Origin of the sequence: Rhodocista pekingensis (assembly GCF_042665545.1) — a bacterium.
Lineage (GTDB): Bacteria > Pseudomonadota > Alphaproteobacteria > Azospirillales > Azospirillaceae > Rhodocista > Rhodocista pekingensis.
Map to the genome: position 1 here is coordinate 909,578 of NZ_JBHTCM010000010.1, position 16,688 is coordinate 926,265.

The 16,688-nt window shown below is 73.2% G+C and carries 16 protein-coding genes; 10 read left to right on the top strand and 6 right to left on the bottom strand.

Annotation, left to right across the window (positions count from 1 at the left end):
* The first annotated feature begins 45 nt into the window (after positions 1–45).
* A complete protein-coding gene (locus ACFQPS_RS12535; RefSeq protein WP_377359440.1) occupies positions 46–1,974 on the top strand; it encodes an AMP-binding protein in 1,929 nt (642 codons plus the stop codon).
* A gap of 17 nt (positions 1,975–1,991) precedes the next feature.
* Here ACFQPS_RS12535 and ACFQPS_RS12540 read toward each other — a convergent pair whose 3' ends face one another.
* The gene (locus tag ACFQPS_RS12540; RefSeq protein WP_377359443.1) at positions 1,992–3,296 is read right to left on the bottom strand and encodes a hemolysin family protein; all 1,305 of its coding nucleotides are present in this window, start codon (positions 3,294–3,296) and stop codon (positions 1,992–1,994) included.
* A gap of 190 nt (positions 3,297–3,486) precedes the next feature.
* Between ACFQPS_RS12540 and ACFQPS_RS12545 the strand changes: the two genes are divergently transcribed.
* Positions 3,487–3,786, top strand: a complete 300-nt coding sequence (locus ACFQPS_RS12545; RefSeq protein ID WP_377359444.1) for a hypothetical protein — start codon at positions 3,487–3,489, stop codon at positions 3,784–3,786.
* A 116-nt stretch (positions 3,787–3,902) separates the two neighbouring features.
* A complete protein-coding gene (locus tag ACFQPS_RS12550; RefSeq protein ID WP_377359446.1) occupies positions 3,903–4,223 on the top strand; it encodes a hypothetical protein in 321 nt (106 codons plus the stop codon).
* Between the two features lie 30 nt (positions 4,224–4,253).
* Here ACFQPS_RS12550 and ACFQPS_RS12555 read toward each other — a convergent pair whose 3' ends face one another.
* Positions 4,254–4,772 carry a CIA30 family protein gene (locus tag ACFQPS_RS12555; protein ID WP_377359448.1) on the bottom strand — a complete coding sequence of 173 codons (519 nt, stop codon included), beginning with the start codon at positions 4,770–4,772 and terminating at the stop codon, positions 4,254–4,256.
* A gap of 194 nt (positions 4,773–4,966) precedes the next feature.
* Here ACFQPS_RS12555 and ACFQPS_RS12560 point away from each other — a divergent pair, with 194 nt between their 5' ends.
* The gene (locus ACFQPS_RS12560) at positions 4,967–5,395 is read left to right on the top strand and encodes a type II toxin-antitoxin system PemK/MazF family toxin (protein WP_377359450.1); all 429 of its coding nucleotides are present in this window, start codon (positions 4,967–4,969) and stop codon (positions 5,393–5,395) included.
* 259 nt (positions 5,396–5,654) lie between these two features.
* On the top strand, positions 5,655–6,116 hold the full coding sequence (locus ACFQPS_RS12565) for an MmcB family DNA repair protein (protein ID WP_012567690.1): 462 nt from the start codon (positions 5,655–5,657) through the stop codon (positions 6,114–6,116).
* Positions 6,117–6,148: 32 nt separating this feature from the next.
* Here the strand turns inward: ACFQPS_RS12565 and rfaE1 are convergent, their stop codons facing one another.
* Together rfaE1 and ACFQPS_RS12575 are read right to left on the bottom strand one after the other, a co-directional pair.
* Positions 6,149–7,612, bottom strand: a complete 1,464-nt coding sequence (gene rfaE1, locus ACFQPS_RS12570) for a D-glycero-beta-D-manno-heptose-7-phosphate kinase (RefSeq protein ID WP_377359452.1) — start codon at positions 7,610–7,612, stop codon at positions 6,149–6,151.
* Positions 7,613–7,725: 113 nt separating this feature from the next.
* On the bottom strand, positions 7,726–8,718 hold the full coding sequence (locus ACFQPS_RS12575) for a glycosyltransferase family 2 protein (RefSeq protein ID WP_377359453.1): 993 nt from the start codon (positions 8,716–8,718) through the stop codon (positions 7,726–7,728).
* Between the two features lie 285 nt (positions 8,719–9,003).
* Here ACFQPS_RS12575 and ACFQPS_RS12580 point away from each other — a divergent pair, with 285 nt between their 5' ends.
* Positions 9,004–9,285 (top strand): hypothetical protein, encoded by a 282-nt coding sequence (locus ACFQPS_RS12580; protein ID WP_377359454.1) that lies wholly within the window; start codon positions 9,004–9,006, stop codon positions 9,283–9,285.
* A 147-nt stretch (positions 9,286–9,432) separates the two neighbouring features.
* Positions 9,433–10,056: a glutathione S-transferase family protein gene (locus ACFQPS_RS12585; RefSeq protein WP_377359456.1), complete on the top strand. Its 624-nt coding sequence runs from the start codon at positions 9,433–9,435 to the stop codon at positions 10,054–10,056.
* A 28-nt stretch (positions 10,057–10,084) separates the two neighbouring features.
* Here the strand turns inward: ACFQPS_RS12585 and ACFQPS_RS12590 are convergent, their stop codons facing one another.
* Positions 10,085–12,376, bottom strand: a complete 2,292-nt coding sequence (locus ACFQPS_RS12590) for a GumC family protein (protein WP_377359458.1) — start codon at positions 12,374–12,376, stop codon at positions 10,085–10,087.
* Positions 12,377–12,608: 232 nt separating this feature from the next.
* Positions 12,609–12,788 carry a hypothetical protein gene (locus ACFQPS_RS12595; protein ID WP_377359459.1) on the bottom strand — a complete coding sequence of 60 codons (180 nt, stop codon included), beginning with the start codon at positions 12,786–12,788 and terminating at the stop codon, positions 12,609–12,611.
* Positions 12,789–13,037: 249 nt separating this feature from the next.
* Between ACFQPS_RS12595 and ACFQPS_RS12600 the strand changes: the two genes are divergently transcribed.
* From ACFQPS_RS12600 to ACFQPS_RS12610, 3 genes are read left to right on the top strand one after another with little or no spacing between them, the layout of a single operon-like run.
* Positions 13,038–14,363 carry a GumK N-terminal domain-containing glycosyltransferase gene (locus tag ACFQPS_RS12600; RefSeq protein WP_377359462.1) on the top strand — a complete coding sequence of 442 codons (1,326 nt, stop codon included), beginning with the start codon at positions 13,038–13,040 and terminating at the stop codon, positions 14,361–14,363.
* A complete protein-coding gene (locus tag ACFQPS_RS12605) occupies positions 14,360–15,493 on the top strand; it encodes a glycosyltransferase family 4 protein (protein ID WP_377359464.1) in 1,134 nt (377 codons plus the stop codon). The genes ACFQPS_RS12600 and ACFQPS_RS12605 overlap by 4 nt, the downstream gene beginning before the upstream one ends.
* The gene (locus ACFQPS_RS12610; protein WP_377359466.1) at positions 15,490–16,665 is read left to right on the top strand and encodes a glycosyltransferase; all 1,176 of its coding nucleotides are present in this window, start codon (positions 15,490–15,492) and stop codon (positions 16,663–16,665) included. The genes ACFQPS_RS12605 and ACFQPS_RS12610 overlap by 4 nt, the downstream gene beginning before the upstream one ends.
* The last annotated feature ends 23 nt before the right edge of the window (positions 16,666–16,688 follow it).

Genomic DNA, 16,688 nt, shown 5'->3' on the forward strand with positions numbered 1-16,688 from the left:
GGGCACGGCTGAGAGTGGGACGCACGACCACGAGGGAGGTCGCCCATGGACAGCATTCCAGCCCCGCACCCGGACTCCGCCCGCGGTCCGGAAACCGGCATCCCGTGGCGGGACACCGGCCTGATCCCGCCCCAGGTCGCGGTGGAGCACCGGCCCGACGGTTGCATCCTGCTGCGTTCCGGCCTGTCCATGGAGCCGCCGGCGCGCAGCGTGATCGACTGGCTGCGCCGCTGGGCGGCGGAGGCGCCGGACCGGCCGATGCTGGTGCAGCGGGAGGCGCTGCCCGACGGGCGCTGGGGCGACTGGCGCGGCCTGACCTATGCCGAGGCGCGCGAGCGGGCGGACCGGATCGGCCGCTCCCTGCTGGCCCTGGGGCTGGGGCCGGAGCGGCCGGTGATGATCCTGTCCGGCAACGGCATCGAGCACGCGCTGCTGATGCTGGGGGCGCTGACGGTGGGCGTGCCGGTGGCCCCGGCCAGCCCGGCCTACAGCCTGTTGAGCCAGGACTGTGCCCGCATCCGCCACATCGCGGCCCTGCTGCGGCCCGGACTGGTGTTCGCCGACCATGGCGGGCGCTACGCCCGCGCCATCGCCGTGGCGCGGGAGGAGCTGGGGCCGGACGTGCCGGTCGCCGCGCCGGACGGGACCGTTCCGGAGGGGGGCGGCCTGCGCTTCGACGCGCTGGTCGGCGGCCCGCTGGACGCGGAGGAGCGCGCGCGGGTGGAGGCCGCCCATGCCGCCACGGGGCCGCAGACGGTGGCGAAGTACCTGTTCACCTCCGGCTCCACCGGCATGCCCAAGGCGGTGATCAACACCCAGGGCATGATGACGGCGAACCAGGCCATGTCGGCCGCCACCACGCGCTTTCCGGCGCCGGGGGTGCATCTGGACTGGCTGCCCTGGAACCACACCTTCGGCGGCAACCAGAACTTCAACGCCAACCTGCGCACCGGCGGCACGCTCTACATCGACGCCGGCAAGCCGCTGCCCGGCCAGTTCGCGGAGACGGTGCGGAACCTGCGGGAGATCGCGCCCACCACCTACGGCAACGTGCCCGTCGCCTATGCCATGCTGGCCGCCGCCCTGGACCAGGACGAGGCGCTGCGCCGCACGTTCTTCTCTCGGCTGGAGGCGATGGCCTATGGCGGGGCGGTGCTGCCGCTGGAGGTCTGGCAGAAGATGCAGGACCATGCCGTGCGCGCGACCGGCAGCCGCATCCCCTTCCTGACCGGCTACGGCATGACGGAGACGGCGCCGACCGCCACCAGCGTCCATTGGGCGGCGTTGCCGGAGGCCGCCGGCACCATCGGCCTGCCGCTGCCGGGGGTGGAGCTGAAGCTGGCCCCGGTGGGCACCAAGTTCGAGCTGCGCATCCGTGGCCCCATCGTGACGCCCGGCTACTACAAGGACCCCGAGCGGACCCGCGCCGCCTTCGACGAGGAGGGCTTCTACCGCACCGGCGACGCCGGGCGCCTGATCGACCCGCGCGACCCGGCCCAGGGGCTGATCATGGACGGCCGGCTGGTGGAGGACTTCAAGCTGACCTCCGGCACCTGGGTGCATGTCGGCCCCCTGCGCATCGGCGTGCTGGACGCCTGCGCCCCGGTGCTGCTGGATGCCGTCGTCTGCGGCCTGTCGCGCGACGACGTGCGGCTGCTGGCCTGGCCGAACCTGATGGGCTGCCAGAAGCTGGCGGACGATCCCGGCGGCAGCCTGCCGCCGGCCATGCTGCTGGCCCACCCCGCGGTGCAGGGCCGGCTGCGCCAGGGGCTGCGCGACTGGAACGCCCGCAATCCGGGGCTGAGCACGCGGGTCCGGGCGCTGCTGCTGCTGACCGAGCCGCCGTCGATGGACGCGGGCGAGATCACGGACAAGGGCTACATCAACCAGCGCGCCACGCAGGAGCGCCGCGCCGCCCTGGTCGGGGCGCTGTACGCCGACCCGCCGCCGGCGGGAACGATCCTGCTGGAGTAGCGGGCCGGGGCCGCGCCCTACGGCTCCTGCTGCGTCAGGCGGGAGACCATGACCTTGTCGATGCGGCGGGCATCCATGTCCACCACCTCGAAGCGCCAGCCGTCATGGCTGAACCCTTCGCCGGCCTTGGGGATGTGGCCCAGCTTGAACAGCACGAAGCCGGCGATGGTGTGGTACTCGCCGTCCTCGTCGCGCAGGCTGCGCAGGGAGAGCAGGCTCTCCACCTCCTCCACGGCCAGCATGCCGTCGATCAGGTAGGAGCCGTCGGCGCGGCGGACGACGTCGGCCTCCTCGCCCTCCTCGCCCGCCTCGGGCAGGTCGCCGGCGATGGCCTCCATCACGTCGGTCAGGGTGGCGACGCCCTCGACGGAGCCGTACTCGTCCACCGCCACGGCGATCTGCTGCCCGGTCTTCTTGAACAGCTCCAGCAGGCGCATGACCTCGGTGCCGTCATGCACCACCAGGGCGTCGCGGGTGGCGGCACGCAGGTCGAGCGGCCGGCCGGCGAACTGCGCCTCCAGCAGGTCGCGGATATGGACGACGCCCACCACGTCGTCCAGGTCGCCGCGGCAGACGACGTAGCGGGAATGGCCCGCCTCCTGGATGTCGCGGCGCAGGCTGTCGGGATCGGCGTCCACGTCCAGCCAGTCCACGTCCAGCCGCGGCGTCATGATCGAGCGGACGGTGCGGTCCGAAAGGCGCAGCACGCCCTCGATCATCCGCTTCTCCTCCGGCTCGAACACGCCGCTGGCGGTGCCCTCGGCGATCAGGCTCTTGACCTCCTCCTCCGTCACCGTGGAGTCCGGCCTGTCCGGGATGCGCAGCAGCTTCAGCATCGCCTCGGTCGAGGCGCCCAGCAGCCAGACGAACGGCGCCGTGGCGCGCGACAGGCCCGACATCACCGGGGCGGCGAAGGCGGCGATGCGCTCGGCATTGTTCAGCGCGATCCGCTTGGGCACCAGCTCGCCCGCGATCAGCGACAGATAGGTGATGATGACGACGACGATGGCCGTGCCCAGCAGCGCGCCGTAGCCGGCCACGGCGGGCACCGTCTCCAGCACCCGGCCCAGCCGGTCGCCCAGGGTGGCGCTGCCGACGGCGCCGTTCAGGATGCCGATCAGGGTGATGCCGATCTGCACCGCGGAGAGGAACCGGGACGGGTCCTCCTGCAAGGCCAGCGCGGTGCGGGCGGCGTGGCTGCCATCCTCGGCCATCTGTTGCAGGCGGCCCCGTCGGGCGGAGACGACGGCCAGTTCGGACATGGCGAAGAAGCCGTTCAGGAGAATCAGCAGGACGACGATCGAGATTTCGACGGAAAGCATCGCTGGTCGGTGTGCGGCCGGGCCGGAGCGGCCCCGGGGCATCATAGGACCTGACCGGGCAAATGCGAAGGGCGCGCATGGTCCGTCGCGCGGTGCGGTGCAGCGGCGTTTCCCCGCGCGACGGGCGGCGGCATTTGACGCAGGGCGCGTGCGGTCTAGCTCTCCTGGCGTGCAGCGCCGCGAGGAGAGCATGCAGAAGAACCTCTGGTACCGCATCGCGGACCTGGAGCAGGCGATCGACCGGGTGCTGGCGGAGCGCCGGAGCCGGCCGGGCCGCGCCCGGGCGGGCAGCGAGGCGCTGTTCGCCTCGCTGAGCCAGGACGACCGCGAACGGCTGGCCCAGCTCCTGGCCCAGGGCGTCTATGAGAACCTGAAGCGGATGGGCCACGACGACGAGGCGGCGCTGGCCATGACCGTGGCGGCGCTCGGCCGCCTGCTGGGCGACCGGGACGACGATTTCGCCTCCATGCCGCCGGCCGGCTCGGCCTGACGGACGCAGGAAAGACGCCGTAAGAGGGACGCCACGGGGGCAGGACAGCATGGGGGCTCGATTCCGCGCGCTGGCTGGGGCAGGCTGGGCTCACCCGGATTTGAGAGGGAGCGAGCATGGACCCGGTTACCCTGGCGCGGCAGCAGGCCGGCCGTGAGCTTCAGACCCTGGCGGAGGATTTCGCCTCCAGCGACGAGGCGGCCTTCATGCGGACCCGGATCGCCTACATCGTCATCTCGGTCGCGGTGACGCTGTTCCTGCTGGTGCTGACCATCGCCGGCGGCAACTGGCGCCAGCTCGGCCTGTTCTGGCTCGTCCTGCTGGCCGTGATGTGGGGCGCCTTCTGGCTGTCGCAGCGCCGCCAGCGGGCGCAGACCCACCGCCTGATGGAACTGGCGGAAAGCTGGCAGCGCAGCGCCGGCGTCCCGCCGCTCTGAGCCTGCCGCCGCCGGTCGGCGCGCAGGGCGTCAGGCCGGGCCGTAGAAGGCCAGCCGCCCCAGCGACAGATCGGCGGCGAAGGCCCGGCCGATGGCGACCAGCCCGACCCGGCGGAGCCGGCGCAGGTCGAGCGGCACGTCCGTCCGGTGCGGCGTGAACCCGGCGAAGGGCAGGCGGACGGTGGTCCAGGCCGGCGGCGCGGCGAAGCCCTGGCGGTAGGACTGCCAGGGCCGCAGGAGATCCGTCGTGCGCAGGTGCAGGCCGTAGCCTTCGCCGTTGCCCAGCACGTCCAGCTCCAGCCCGGCGAAGCGTCCTGCATCCACCGGCCCGCCGTCCGGGGCGAGGTCCAGCGCCATCTGCACGAAGCCGCCGTCATTCTCCAGCCGCACCTCGCCGCGCAGGCGCAGGGCGGGACGGCCGGCCACCGTCTCGCGCGCCAGCACGGCGCGGGAGATGCCGCCCATCACCCCGTCCGTCACCACCCGCCAGACGGCCCCGTTGCCGGCCAGGGGATGCGGCGCCTCCAACGCGTCGATCACGGTGAGCATCGACCGCCCCCGTCAGGACGCCCGGACAGCACGTCCCCTTGTTCAGGGAGTATCAGCCTTCCAGGCCAGCCTGCCATGCCGCCCACAATACCATAAGCTGTTACAGTACAGAGAAAAATGCCCCTGGCGCGAATCATTGCTCCTGACCTATTCTCTTCGGGTCTCGGTCCGCCCAGAAACATCTCAGAGCTGCGGTGCCTATTCAAGATCACCCTCCTGTCGGCACTGTTCTCCTCTGCGACTTCGACCAGGGGTTCAAGGAACCCGAAATGGTGAAGCGCCGGCCCGTGATCGTCGTCAGCCCAAAGATCAGTGTCCGTGCGGGCCTTTGCACTGTCGTGGCGCTGAGCATGGAAGATCCCCGCCCGAGGATGCCCTACCATTGCCAGATCAGGCTTGATCCGCCCCTGCCGGAACCCTGGGGAGACCAGCTTCGTTGGGTAAAGGGAGATATGATCTATGCCGTTGGCTTCCACCGGCTGGATTTTCCACGGATCGGGAAGGACGAGAGAGGGCGACGCCTCTACAGGACCGCGCCGATCCCCGAGGACGACATGCGCAAGGTGAGAGGCTGTGTGCTCAGCGCCCTCGGGTTGGGTGGATTGACAAGGCACCTGCGCTAGCACAGATTCAGGTGGTCAGCGGCTCTGAGCCCACGGGCCATCGGCTTCAAGCCACGGCTTCCATGGGCCATCCGCATCTAAGACCCCTCCAGGGGCGGCCGTGCCTGGGCGATTGCAAGTCCGGCACGGCGTCGATTTACAGGCCCCACCCCCACGGTGGGGCCTTTGCTTTTCCGGCAAGGCGCCGCCCCTCCCGTCCGCCGCCCTTGGCAGGCGCGGCGGCTTCGTTCATGATCCGTACCATGACGGACCATGCATCATGACGGGCGCGCTGCCCGCCCTGCCGCGTCCCCCGTCCGAGGCCGCCGCGGCGATCACCCGCGGGGTGCGCCGGGCGCTGGCGGACCGCGGCATCGCCACGCTGGTGGAGTTCCCGCTGGCGAACGGCCGCCGTGCCGACGTGTTCGGGCTGGCCGAGGATGGCGGCGTGCTGATCGTGGAGGTCAAGAGCTGCGTCGCCGATTTCCGCGCCGACCACAAATGGCCGGACTACCGGGAGTTCTGCGACTGTTTCTATTTCGCCGTCGCCGCAGACTTCCCGCAGGAGCTGATCCCCGACGGCTGCGGCCTGATGGTGGCGGACGCCTTCGGGGCGGAGGTGCTGCGCGAGGCGCCGGTGCTGAAGCTGGCCGCCGCCCGGCGCAAGGCCGTCACCCTGCGCGCGGCCCAGGCCGCCGCCGCCCGGCTGCACCGGCTGGAGGACCCGGGCCGGGTCCTGTAGCGGACGGGAACTCCCGGTCCGGGCCGCCGGCGTCAGCAGCGCATGCGGCCGACCATGCGGGTGGTGCTCTGGCCTTCCACCAGATCGGCCAGCAGGACGCGGCCGCCGTAGGACTGCACCAGCCCGGCGCCGACCACCGTCTCCACCGTGTAGTCGGCGCCCTTGACCAGCACGTCGGGCCGCAGCGCCTCGATCAGGCGCAGGGGCGTGTCCTCCTCGAAGATCACCACCAGGTCCACGTCGGCCAGCGAAGCCAGCACCGTGGCCCGCGCCGTCTCCCCCTGGACCGGCCGCGTCTCCCCCTTCAGCCGGCGGACGGAGGCGTCGCTGTTCAGCCCCACCACCAGCCGGTCGCAGGCGGCCCGTGCCTGCGCCAGCAGCGAGACATGGCCGGGGTGCAGCAGGTCGAAGCAGCCGTTCGTGAAGCCCACCGTCCAGCCCTTGCGGCGCCAGCGGGCGACCCGCTCCTGCGCGGCGTCGAGGCCGAGGCACTTGGCCTCCCCCGCCTCCCAGTCCTGCCGGTGCAGGGCGGCCCGCAGCTCGTCCGGGCGGACGACGGCGGTGCCGACCTTGCCGACGACGATCCCGGCGGCAAGGTTGGCGAGCCGGGCTGCGTCCGTCAGGTCCGCCCCCGTGGCCAGGGCCGCGGCCAGCGTCGCCACCACCGTGTCGCCGGCGCCGGAGACGTCGAACACCTCCCGCGCCTCGGCCTTCAGGTGCGTCGCCTGGGGACCTTGGGCGCCGGCGCGGACGACGGACATGCCCTCCTCGCTGCGGGTGGCGACGACGGCGCCGATCCCGGCCGCGGCGATCAGGCGGGCGCAGGCATGCTCCACCTCCGCGTCCGTATCGACCGGCAGGCCGCTGGCCTGGGCCAGTTCCTTGCGGTTCGGCGTCACCGCCGCGGCCCCGCGGTAGCGGGCGAAGTCGCTGCCCTTGGGATCGACCAGCACCGGCCGCCCGGCCACCCTGGCCGCTTCCAGCAGGCGCGCCGTCACGTCCGCGGTCAGCACGCCCTTGCCGTAGTCGGACAGGACGAGCACGGCGGCGCTGTCCAGCGCGGCCACGGCGCAGGCGACAAGCGTATCCGCCAGCGCGGGCGCCAGCGGCGCCGCCGTCTCGCTGTCGGCGCGCAGGAGCTGCTGGCTGCCGGCCAGGAAGCGGGTCTTGCGCGTGGTGCAGCGACCGGGATCGGACAGCAGCCCGTCGGCCCCGCCCAGCCGCTCCGCCGCCAGGGCGCGGACCTGCGCGCCGGCCGCATCCTCCCCCACGACGGAGAGCAGGCGGACCTGCGCCCCCAGGGCGGCGAGGTTGCAGGCCACGTTGCCGGCCCCGCCCAGCATGGCGGTCTCCCGCTCCACCCGCAGCACGGGGATCGGCGCCTCGGGGGAGATGCGCTCGACGCTGCCATGGGTGAACAGGTCCAGCATGACGTCCCCCACCACCAGCACGCGGGCGCCGGGCAGGGCATCGATCAGGGCGGTCAGGTCGCTCATGGCCGCCTTTCTACCCGCGCGCGGGCGACGGCGCCAGATGGACGGCGATCCCGGCCGGCGGTCCCGACCGGCGGCCATCCCCCCGGCGTCCGTCCCTGGCCGGGAACGCCGGCTCAGCGGCCCAGGGCCGGGGCGGGCTCCGGGGCCACCGTCTCCGCCGGGGCGGCGCCGCGGCGCAGCGTCTCGGCATAGGCGCGGGCGCGGGCGACATCGACATGCGCCACGAACAGGCGCGGCTGGCTGCGGTTGCCCAGCAGCGCCAGCAGCCGGTTCTTCAGCACCTGCCGGGCGAACAGGCGCCGCCGGGCGCGGGCCTCGCGCTCGGCCGGCGGCAGGGGGCGGCCGTCCATCTCCGCCAGCGCCTCGGAGACGCCCTGCCAGTGGGCGCGCTCCAGGAACCAGGACTGGGTCAGACGTTCGCGCCCGACCCAGTGGCGCACGCAGGCGGCCGGCTCGTAGCGCGTCTCGAAGCCCAGCGCCTCGATCCGCCGGGTCATCTCCCGCTCCTCCGCCGAGAGCAGCAGGCCGCCCTTGCGCCCCAGATGCTCGGAGAAGCCGCCCAGCCGCTCCAGATGCTCCCGGCGGAAGGCGATGTTGGCACCGGCCACGAAGCAGGGCGGCCGCACCGTGAAGGGCCGCTCGCCCCAGTCGATCACCGTCAGGCTGGGCAGGAGCTGCCGCGCCAGCCAGGACGGCCGCGGCACCTCCCAGTCGCCCAGGACTCGGCCGCCGACGACGCCGGTGCGGGGATCGGCGAACGCCTCCAGCAGCCGTTCCAGCCAGTCCGGCCCGGCCACGGCGTCGTCGTCCAGATAGGCGATGAGCGGCGCCCGTGCTTCCTGCCAGCCCGTGTTGCGGGCGCGGGAGAGGCCCAGCACCGGCTCGAACACGCTGCGCATGGTGGGCGCCCCGGCGATGCCGCGGGCGATGACAGCGCGCGTGTCATCGGTCGAGCCGTTGTCCACGACCACGACCTCGAACGCCGCGGGCGCCAGGGTCTGGGCACGCAGACTGTCCAGCGCGCGGGCCAGATGCCAGGCACGGTTGTGGGTGCAGACGATCGCGGTGATGCGGGGGGCGGACAGGGGGGCGGTCTGGTTCTGCATGGCGTCCCGATGAGGCGTCCCGAGGGACGGCTGGCGGCAAGGGAACCCGCGCGTCGCGGCCCGGGCGTCGGGAAGCGAACGGGCGGACGGGCGAAAGGGTTCCCTGCCGCCCGGCGGCATTAATCCCGCCGGGACGCTTCGCATGCACCGTTCTCGCGGACGGAGGGCACCCTCTCGCGCAGGAGCCCCCCGATGGGGCGCCGGCGGCGGAACTCCGGCGCCCGCCCCCCTGTTGCCGCTGCCGGACCCCATCCCAGCCCAGCCCCCCGGCAGGAGACCGACACCATGGCCGAGAGCCCCGGCGACGAGAAGCCCCCCGGCGACGCGAAGCGACCCGGCAACACGAAGACTCTCGGCGATACCCCGGACCCCGGCGGCCTGGAAAAGCAGGTGCGCGACGGCCGCATCGACGGCAACCGGGCCGGCGGCCTGGATTATGGCGTGGGCGGCGCCGCCAGCGGCCGCACGACCGAACCCGGCGCCGGCCTCGGCACGACCGCCGACTCTGTTCCCGGCAGCACGGTTCCAGCCGGCAAGGCGGGAACGGAGAAGGCCCGGCGGGACTGAAACCCGGCCCCCGTCCGGGCCGCCGCCGGGGCTGACCGCGGGAGGGGCCGCTTGCCCCCGATGGCGTTCCGCGGTTCCCTGGAGCCGGCGCCGACGGAAGACCCCGGACGGAGAATCCCGCGGCGCCACGACCTTGGGGGGTGGAGGATGCTGACCCTGTACGGATGCCCGGGCTGCGGTTCGGCGGCGATCGAGGCCGCCTTCACCCTGGCCGGGGAAGCCTATGAGTACATCCAGACCGACCCCGGCGGCGACACGGCCGAGGTGGCGCGGCTGCGCGCGGTGAACCCGATGGGGCAGGTGCCGGCCCTGCTGCTGGAGGACGGCAGCGTGCTGACGGAAAGCGCGGCCATCCTGCTCTGGCTGGCGGACCGCCACCCCGGGCTGGCGCCGGCGCCGGGCGACCCGGCCCGGGCGCCCTTCCTGCGCTGGCTGCTGTTCCTGGCCGGAGCCGTCTACCCGATGTACACGGTGGGCGACTTTCCCGACCGCTGGGTCGGGGGTGAGCGGGCGCAGCGGGAGCTGCGCGCCGCCACGGTGGAGCGCATCCTGTCCTGCTGGCGCACCCTGGAGCAGGCGCTGGATCCGTCTCCCTGGCTGCTGGGGGCAGGCCCCACCCTGCTGGACCTCTACGCCGCCACGCTCAGCCGCTGGCGGCCGGGGCGCGACCGCATCCGGGCGGTGGCGCCCCGGGTGATCGCCGCCTGCGAGCGGGCCGAGGCCCTGTCCGCCCTGGCCCCCGTACGGGCGCGCAACTTCCCCGAGGGCTGATCCCGGCCCCGACGCGGCCCCCTCGGCCCTACCGCTCGTAGTAGCGCGGGCCGAGATGGTACTGGCCGCTGTCGCCGAAGCTGTAGTCGGCGTGGCGCCGGGTGTTGACCATGGTCAGCAGCACGCCGCCCAGTTCGCCGCCCGCCTCCAGCAACTGGCGCAGCGCGTGCAGCACATGCTCGCGCCGGGTGCGGGCCCAGCGGACGACGAAGACCGTCTCATCCACATACCGGGCCAGGATACGGCTGTCCGACACCACCATGACGGGCGAGCTGTCCACCACGACGAAGTCGTAGTACTTGGTCAGGCCCTGGAGGAAGGTGCGTGTCCGGTCCGCGGCCAGGAAGTGGACCGGATTGGCGACATGCCCGCCGGCCGGGATGACGTCCAGCGAACTGCGCGGGTCGCGCTGGATGATCTCCTCGAAGGTCGCCTTGTCCTGGAGATACTCCACCAGCCCCGGCTGGAGCGTCAGGCCGAGCTGGGTGTGCAGGGTCGGCCGCCGCAGGTCGGCGTCGATCAGCAGCGTGCGCAGCCCGCTCTGCGCCACCGCCCGCGCCAGATTGATGGAGGTCGTGCTCTTGCCCTCGTTGGGCAGGGCCGATGTCACCATCACCGTGCGCGGCCGGCGGTCGCCGGTGCCCCCCAGGAACAGGCTGGCGACGGCGCTGGACACCGCCTCGCCGAAGGCGGAGCGGGGCTTGCGCAGGAAGAAGTCGGCCGGGGCGATGCCGGCGCGCTGCCGCCGGCCGATCACGGGCAGCATGCCCAGCGCCGGCAGGCCGGTCGCGGCGGCAAGCTGCTCGGACGAGCGGAAGCCCTGGTCGAGCTGTTCGGCGATGAAGGCCAGCACGACGCCCAGCACCAGGGAGAAGAACAGCGCCAGCCCCACCAGCAGCGGCTTGTTCGGGGCGGACGGGGCCTGCGGCACCGGGGCGGGCGAGATCAGGCGGACATCGGCCTGCTGGAGATCCTGTTGCAGCGTCGTCTCGTTGAACCGCTCCATCAACGTGTTCAGCAGCAGCCGGTTGCTGGCCGCCTCCTCCTCCAGCGAGCGGAGCTGCACCAGCGAGGTGCCGCGCTCGCCGGCGGCGGTCTTCATCTGCTCCAGCTCCTTCTCCACCACCGACTGGCGCTCGCGCGCGATGGCGACCTCGTTGCGCAGGCCGCCGATGATCTTGTTCACCTCGCCACGGATCCGGGTCGCCAGTTCGGCCATCTCGGCCTTGATGTTGATGATCTGCGGGTGGCGCTCGCCGAAGGTCTCGGACAGGTCGGCGTAGCGGCGGTTCAGTTCGATCTGCTGCGACTGGAGGGACTGGATCAGCGGGCTCTGCAACACTGTCATGGGCAGGGAGGACGCATCCGTCGTGCCCTGCGCCCGCTCCGCCGCGCGCAACCGCGCCTCGGCCTCCACCGTGGCGCTGCGCAGGATCACCAGCTCGGTGTTCAGGCGGGACAGCTCCTGCGTCGCCAGGGTCGTCGTGTTCTCCCCCTGGAGAAGCCCGGCGCGGGCGCGGTACTCCTCCACGGCGCGCTCCGCCGCCTCGGTCCGGGCGCGCAGGTCGGTGAGCCGGGCGCTGAGCCAGTCCGTCGCCCGCTGCGTCGCCTCGTACTTCGCCTCAAGCTGCTCCAGGATGTAGAGGTCGGCGACCGTGTTGGCGACACTGGCAGCCAACTGCCGGTCGGTGGAGGTGAAGGCGATCTGGATGACGCGGCTGCGCCCGCGCGGGGCGGCGCTGAGCCGGTCCAGGAAGCGGTTGACGACGCGGGTGCGTAGTTCCGCCTCGGGATCGTCGGGGCCCCGGCGTGCCGGCTCGGCCCCGAACAGGCCGCCAACCCAGCCGACGATGCCGCGCAGACCGTCCGTCAACCCGTCGAGCGGCCCGCCGTCCAGCCCCATCTCCGCGGCCAGCGTCGGGTTGAACTCCGGCAGCCGGGCGAGGTCGAGCTTGTCGATCACCTTCTGCGCCAGCCCGCGCGACGTGATGATGGCGATCTCGCCCTGGATCGTCTCCACGTCCGGCGGCAGGCCGGAGACGACGGCCTCCACGTCCAGGGTGCGCTGCTGCCGCGGCTCGATCATGACGGTCGAGGTGGCGGTGTAGGTGGGCGTGATCTGCTCCACCAGCAGCACGGTCAGCAGCGTCACGACCAGCATGGTGCCCAGCACCAGCCACTTGCGCCGCTTCAGCTTCAGGAACTGGTCGCGCAGGGAGACCGCCTGCTGTTCGGTCAGCAGGCGCGTCAGGCGTTGCGAGCGAAGCTCGCGGTCCCGCTGCGTCGCCTCGCGGAAGGGAATGACGTCTTCGGATGCCATCTCGGCTCGCTCGCGCTGTCCACAAGGGTGGCGGCCCGGGTCCAAGGGGGGCCGGGCACGAGAGCGCTAACGCGGGCCGCGGGAGAAGGCTCCACCGTCGGCGGGGGCGCATGCAGGGAAGACCGCGACCCTGAGGGGTACTCCGGTCCCCCGGCTTTGCGCCTGTCGGCGTCCGGCCAAGGCGGATGGCCAAGGCGGATGGTCAGGACGGACTGCCGGCGCCGACGGGACGTCAGCGGCGCCGGCGGTCCGGCCGCACGCGGACGGGAACCGGCACCGGGGCGGGCTGCGCCAGCCCGGCGATGCCGTCGAGCACCCCCTCCACGATCCGGTCGATGGCCTTGGCTAGCCGGCGCCGGAGCGACCGGCCCGGAGCGGAGGGGCGGGGGGTGGAAGCGGTTCGGTCTCGCACGTTCAGGCTCTCCTTGCTGTGAACGGCCTGGGCTGTGAACGGCCTGGGACACCGGCCTTCGACACAGGGGGCTTCCAACACATGGGTACGCACCCCGGGAAAGGGCAACACGGGGAGGGTCCCATCCGTTGCAATCCACTGCTTTCGGAGTAGCCGCACCCCGCCGTGAACGATCCGGTCCGGGGGGCGTTGACGACGGCGGCGCCCGGTCCCGGACCGGCGCCCCCGCGGTTCTCCGGAGAAGACGACGTGCGCAGTCCCGACGACCCGATGCCCGACAGGCCGATGCCCGACAGGCAGCTTCCTGCCGACCTGCCCCCCGGCAGCGGTCCGCGCGGGCAGGCGGAAACGCCCGCGCCGCGCCGCGCCGTGCTGCTGTCGGGCCACTACTACGCCTCGCGCCGGCGGGCGAACTTCCATTTCCTGGCGGACGCGCTGGTCGCGCAGGGCTGGGACGTGACCTTCGCCACCACCCAGATCAGCCCGATCTCCCGCCTGCGCGGCGATCCGCGCTTCGAGTATCCGGTGCGGGCGGAGGCGAACCGGCCCGTGCCGGTGCGGCCGGGGCTGACCAGCCATGTCTGGTACACGCCCTACCATGTCTTCCACCTGCGCCACCCGCTGGCGGACCGGCTGACCCTGCCGCTGGCGGCGCTCTGGGCGCGGCTGCCGATGCCGGGGCTGGAGCAGGCGCTGCGCCGCGCCGACCTGGTGGTGGTGGAGAGCACGGGCGCGCTGCTGCTGGTGGAGCGCATCCGCCGCCTGAACCCGCGCGCGCGGCTGGTCTACCGGGTGTCGGACGACATCCGCAACCTGGGCCAGCACCGGGCCGTGATCGCGGCGGAGGAGCGGGTGGCGCCGCTGTTCGACCTGATCTCCGCGCCCTCGCGCTATTCCGTCGAGCGGTTCGCCGCCCTGGGCACGGCACGGCTGCACCCGCACGGGATCGACGCCGCCGCCTTCGACGCGCCCTGCCCCGACCCCTACCGCGCGCTGCGCGGGGGCGGAACCGGCGGCGGGCTGCGCGGCGGCGGGCTGCACGCCGTCTCCGTCGGGCATTCCTTCTACGACCCGGAGCTGGTGGCCGTGGCGGCGGAGCAGTTCCCGCACTGGACCTTCCACGTCATCGGCCGGGTGCCGCGCACGGGCGACCGGCCGAACATCCGCTGGTACGGCGAGATGCCGTTCCGCGAGACCATCCCCTACATCGTCCACGCCGACATCGGGCTGGCCCCCTACACCTACCGCGAGGGGGCGGAGACCCTGGCCGACAGCTCGCTGAAGCTGATGCAGTACACCTGGTGCCGGCTGCCGGCGGTGGCGCCGGACTTCGCCACCCGGCCCGACCGGCCGCATGTCGTCGGCTACCGGCCGGGCGACCGCGCCTCCATCCGCCATGCCCTTTTGGCCGCCGCCAAGGTGGACCGCGCCGGCATCTCCCGCGCCGGCATCGCCGGCTGGGACGCGCTGGCGCGCCGGATCGCCGGTCCCGACGATGCCCCCGCCGACGACGCGCCCGTCCCGGAAACCGGACAGGAGGCCCCCTGGCCCGCCGCCGCCGGATACGGCCGATGACGATGCCCCTGCCCCGGACCCGGCCGGCCGCGGCCCCGCGGCCGCCGCTGGCCATCAACGGCCGCTTCCTGGCGCAGCGCCTGACCGGCGTGCAGCGCTACGCGCGCGAGCTGGTGCGGGCGCTGGACGCGCGGCTGGCCGCCCGCGCCGCCGCCGGCGACCCCTGGCCGGCGGAGATCCTGCTGCCCCCCGACGGGCAGGAGCCCGATCCCTGCCGCCACATCGCCGTGCGCCGGACGGGCAGCCGCCGCGGCCACGCCTGGGAGCAGATCGACCTGCCCCGCGCCGCCCGCGGTGCGCTGCTGCTGAACCTGGGCAATACGGGGCCGCTGCTGCATCCGCGGCAGGTGGTGGCGATCCACGATGCCGGCGTCTATGCCGTGCCGGAGAGCTATTCCTGGCAGTTCCGCGCCTGGTATCGGGCGCTCTGGGCGGTGCTGGGCCGGCGTGCGCTGAAGGTCGTCACGGTCAGCGCCTTCTCCGCCGGGGAGCTGGCACGCCATGCCGGGGTGGACCCGGGGCGGCTGTCCGTCGTCCACAACGCCGCCGACCATTTCGCCGGGCTGGACGCCGATCCCGGCGCGCTGGCGCGGCACGGGCTGGCGGCGGGCGGCTACGTCTTCGCCCTGGGCAGCCGGGCCAAGGCGAAGAACACGGCCGCGGTGGCGAAGGCGCTGGCGCTGCTGCCGGAGCCGCGGCCGCTGCTGGTCACCGCCGGGCACCGCGACCCGCGCATCTTCGCCGACGCCGGCGGCCTGCCGGACGCGGGCGTGCGCGAGCTGGGCCCCGTCTCCGACGCCGAGCTGAAGGCGCTCTACCAGGGTGCCCTCTGCCTTGTCTTCCCCAGCTTCTACGAGGGGTTCGGGCTGCCGCCCTTGGAGGCGATGATCGCCGGCTGCCCCGTGGTGGCGGCCCGCGCCGCCTCCTTGCCGGAGGTGTGCGGCGACGCCGCCCTCTATGTCGATCCGGCCGACCCGGCCGACATCGCCCGCGCCGTCGCCCGGCTGGCCGGCGACCCGGCCCTGCGCGCGGCGCTGGCCGAGCGCGGCCGGCGGCGGGCCGCGGCCTTCGGCTGGGATGTCAGCGCCGGCCGTCTCCTCTCCATTCTCGACGAGGTCTCCGGCCCATGAAGGTCGCCATCATCCATTACTGGCTGGTCGCCATGCGCGGCGGCGAAAAGGTGCTGGAGCAGCTCTGCCACCTGTTCCCGCAGGCGGACATCTTCACCCATGTCGTCGATCCGGCCGTGCTGTCGCCGACGCTGAAGCGCCACCGCATCGTCACCAGCTTCATCGACCGCCTGCCCGGCGCCCGCCGGCACTATCAGAAGTACCTGCCGCTGATGCCGCTGGCGCTGGAGCATCTGGACCTGCGCGGCTACGACCTGGTCATCAGCAGCGAGAGCGGCCCGGCCAAGGGCGTGGTGACCGATCCGGACGCCGTGCATGTCTGCTACTGCCACTCGCCCATGCGCTATGTCTGGAACATGTACCACGACTACCGCGGCGGGCTGGGCCGGCTGGCCGGAGCGGCGCTGGTGCCGGTGGCGCACTATCTGCGCTGGTGGGACACGGTGACGGCGGCGCGGGTGGACGCCTTCGCGGCCAATTCGGGCAATGTCGCCCGCCGCATCCGCCGCTACTACGGCCGCGGGTCCGAGGTGGTGTTCCCGCCGGTGGAGGTGGACGACTTCACCCCGACGCGGGACCATGACGGCTTCTATCTCGTGGCCGGCCAGCTTGTCGGCTACAAGCGCGCCGATCTGGCGGTGGAGGCGTTCAACCGCAGCGGCCGGCCGCTGGTGGTGATCGGCGCGGGCGAGCAGCTCGACACGCTGCGCCGCATGGCGCGGCCGAACGTGCGGGTGCTGGGGCCGCAGCCCTTCGACAGCCTGCGCAGCCACTATGCCCGCTGCCGTGCCCTGGTCTTCCCCGGCGAGGAGGATTTCGGCATCGTCCCGGTGGAGGCGATGGCGTCGGGCAAGCCGGTGCTGGCCTACGGCCGCGGCGGCACCCTGGAGACGGTGGTGGACGGGCGCACCGGCCTGTTCTTCCGCGAGCAGACCGTGGACGCCATCAACGGGGCGGTGGAACGGTTCGAGGCGACGGAGCGCCGCTTCTCCACGGAGGAGATCGCACTGCACGCCCGCGGCTTCCATGCCGACCTGTTCCGCGGGCGGATGGGCGGCCTGATCGCCCGCAGCCTGACCGCGGCCGGGCGCGAGCCGGGAGAGCTGGGGGCACTGGCGGAGATGACGGAAACCATGGCCGCCCCCGCCCCGCGGCAGCGCGCGGCGGGCTGAGCCGGGCCGCAGGGGATCAGCCG